Origin of the sequence: Sphingorhabdus sp. (assembly GCF_046596595.1) — a bacterium.
Classification (GTDB): Bacteria; Pseudomonadota; Alphaproteobacteria; order Sphingomonadales; family Sphingomonadaceae; genus Sphingorhabdus_B.
Genome location: NZ_JBKJMB010000008.1, coordinates 1 through 3,578 on the forward strand (window position 1 = coordinate 1; position 3,578 = coordinate 3,578).

2 protein-coding genes are annotated in these 3,578 nt (G+C 57.1%); one reads left to right on the forward strand and one right to left on the reverse strand.

Translation table 11 applies throughout. The annotated features are described in order from the left end of the window. Nucleotides 1-1,816, forward strand: a 1,816-nt coding sequence (locus ACLL9E_RS00540) for a S9 family peptidase (protein ID WP_411289798.1), incomplete at its 5' end; no start/stop codon positions are given. 259 nt (nucleotides 1,817-2,075) lie between these two features. On the opposite strand, the gene ACLL9E_RS00545 is transcribed toward ACLL9E_RS00540, so the two are convergent. Further along, nucleotides 2,076-3,578: helicase-related protein (locus tag ACLL9E_RS00545; protein ID WP_411289799.1), on the reverse strand; the 1,503-nt coding region annotated here is incomplete at its 5' end.

Genomic DNA, 3,578 nt, shown 5'->3' on the forward strand with positions numbered 1-3,578 from the left:
TATTCCAGACGAGCTCCCCGTTCAGACGCGCCCCTATATGGAATTCCGGACCGCCAGCTTTGCCGGATGGCACCCCATCGACAAATCGATGCTGGTGGCAACGCGGTTTGCAAATACGGCCCAAATTCATCGCGTGGCTGGCCCGATGATGGCGCGCAAGCAAATCAGTTTTGAGGCCGAGCCAGTAAGTAATGGCCGATGGGCACCCAAAACAGGTGATATCTTGCTTGTGCAAAAGGACGTCGGAGGCGGTGAGTTTTTCCAGTTATATGCGCTCAAGGATGGCAGACTGGATCTGCTGACGGACGGCAAAAGCCGCAATGGTTTCAACGCCTGGAGCAAGGATGGCGAGCTGGTTGCTTATAGCTCCACGCGCCGCAATGGCACCGACAGTGACCTTTACGTCATGAATCCGCGTGATCCGTCGACAAACAAAATGGTTGCGCAGGTGCAGGGCGGCGGATGGGCAATCTCCGACTTTGCACCCGACAAGAAAAAAGCGATTGTCGCGCAATATCGGTCGGTGACGAATGTCGATATGTCGCTGCTTGATCTTGCAACCGGGCAAATGACGCCGATTGGCGACCACCAAAAAGATATCGCGATTGGCGGCGCCGAATTTGCGCCCGATGGCAGTCTGTGGGTCACGTCGGACGAGGGGTCGGATTTCCAGCGGCTTGGAACGATGGATATCAAAACGGGCGCTTTCACCCCCCGGGGCCCAGCTGAAAAATGGGATGTCGACGCATTCGACATCTCGCCCGACGGAAGCTTCATCGTCTACGCCACCAATGAGGCAGGCATGAGCAAGGTGAAGATTCTCGATACGAAAAGCGGGAAGGTTCGCGTGGTCGATGGCCTGCCCGCTGGCACAGTGGGCGGCTTTGACATTTCGGAATGGGGTGAAATCGGCATTACCTTCAACTCGGCCCGAAGCGCCGCCGACGCGTACAGCATTAACCCCAAATCGTTGAAAGTAACGCGCTGGACCGAAAGCGAAACCGGGGGTCTTGATGTGTCCAAAAATGTCGAGCCTGAATTGATTACTGTCAAAAGCTTTGACGGACTTTCGGTTTCGGGATTTCTCTATCGTCCCGACCCCGCCAAATTTCCCGGCAAGCGGCCAATGATCATGAATGTGCATGGCGGCCCCGAAGGTCAGTCGCGCCCCGGTTTTCAGGGACGCAGTAATTACCTGCTCAACGAAATGGGCTTGGCCATTTTCTATCCCAATGTGCGCGGGTCAACTGGCTATGGCAAAAACTTTGTCGGGCTGGACAATGGACCGTTCAAACGCGAGGATTCGGTAAAGGATATGGGCGCGTTCCTGACCGCGCTTGGCAATGATGCATCGCTTGATGCTTCGCGCTTTGGTCTCGCCGGTGGGTCCTATGGCGGCTATATGTGCTATGCGGCGGCGGTGCAGTACAAGGATAAATTGCGGGCAACCAATTGCATTGTCGCCATCTCCAACTTTGTGACGTTCCTTGAAAACACCCAAAGCTACCGCCGCGACTTGCGCCGCGTCGAATATGGCGACGAGCGTGATCCAGCGCAGCGTGCCAAGTTGATCGAGATATCACCGCTGACTCGCGTGGCCGAAATCACCAAGCCGATGTTTGTCGTCACCGGCGGAAACGACCCGCGTGTGCCCGCATCGGAAGCCGACCAGATCGTTAAGGCCATCCGCGACAAGGGCGGGGTTGCCTGGCATCTGCTGGGCAAAAACGAAGGGCATGGCTTCGCCAAGAAAGAAAATGTCGATTACCAGTTTTGGGCGACATTGATGTTCTGGAAGCAGAATTTGCTGAATTAAGGTAGCCAGACCATCCTCCGCATCGCAAGCCGATGGGGAGGGATGCGATGCGAATTCATAAATCCTAATATCGTCATCCCGAACTTGTTTCGTGATAACACGCTACTGTTGCGCGTTATCCTGAAACAAGTTCAGGATGACGAGTGGGCGGTTTGGGATGACGAGGGGGTTCAGGACGACGAGGGGGTTCAGGACGACGAGAGGGCGGTTCAGGATGACGAGCGGGCTGTCTGGCTGGATATAATGCGATCAAGCCAACTCAAGGCGTCATCGCGACACCAGCGAGGCTCTCTGCCTCCATCAGCAGCGCGTCGTCGACCGAACCTTGAGCTACATTTTCGCGGCCGATCATCACCAGCAACGGCACCGCCAGCGGGCTCACGCGATCCAGATCGACATGCAGCATCGTATCGGCGGCGCGGTCCAACAGATCGCCAAGCCGCCCGACATCCGTCAACCGCGTCCGTGCATCGGCCCATGCGGCTTCAAGCAGCAAATGGTCGGGTTCATATTTGCGTAGCACATCGTAAATCAGGTCAGTCGAGAAGGTAACCTGCTTGCCGGTCTTGCGCTTTCCCGGATGCTGCCGTTCGACAAGGCCGCTGATCACCGCAACCTCGCGAAAGGCGCGCTTCAGCAAATAGCTCGATTCCACCCAGTCGACAAATTCGTCCGCCAGTATATCTGCCGAAAACAACGGACGTGGGTCGGTAATCGGCTTGAGGCTCCAGACACCCAAAGCATAATCGCTGGCGACGAACCCCATGGGCATCAAGCCACGGCTTTCCATCCGGCGCGTCAACAGCATGCCAAGCGACTGGTGCGCGTTCCATCCTTCAAACGGATAAGTGACCATATAATGCCGCTTGTCATGCGGGAAGGTTTCGACAAGCAATTGTCCGGCATTTGGCATCTGGCTGCGATAGGCCTGCATCTCGAGCCATTCACGCACTTCGTCGGGAAAGCGCGCCCAACCCGTTCGGTCGGTCAGCATTTCGCGCACGCGCCCAGCCAAATGCGTCGTCAGCGGCAGGCGGGCACCCATATAGCTCGGGATGTTGGTCGCTGGCTTGGTCGCGGCGCGGACGATCAGGTCAAAATCTTTGATCGATTCCACCTCAAGCGCCATTCCGGCAAAGGTGAAAGTATTGCCGGGGCTTAAGGTCGAGGCAAAGGATTCCTCAACCTTGCCCAATTTACGGCCATTGCGAAAACGGATCTCGAGCATCGGCGAATCGACGATGATGCCAGCATTAAAGCGATGCTGCGCCGCAAATTGCGGGTGGGAAAGCCGCCACCGGCCATCTGGGTCTTTGACCAGCTTCTTGAAACGGTCATAGGCCTTGAGCGAATATCCACCCGTGGCGACAAAGGCGATGACGCGGGCAAAGGTAGCTGCGTCAATGGCCGAATAAGGCAACGCCGATTGCACCTCGGCCAACAATGCGTCTTCAAAAAACGGCCCGGCGCAGGCGATGCCCATGACATGCTGCGCCAGCACGTCATAGCTTCCGGGTCGGAAGGTTTCGCCATCGCGCATGCCCTCGGCGACGGCGTCATAGGCGGCCTGAGCCTCGAGATATTCAAAACGGTTGCCGGGCACGAGGATTGCGCGGCTGGGCTCATCCATGCGGTGGTTCGACCGGCCGATGCGCTGCAAAAGACGGGAGGAGCCCTTAGGCGCGCCCATCTGGATCACGCAGTCGACATTTCCCCAGTCGACGCCCAAATCAAGGCTGGCGGTGCACACAAGCGCACGCAA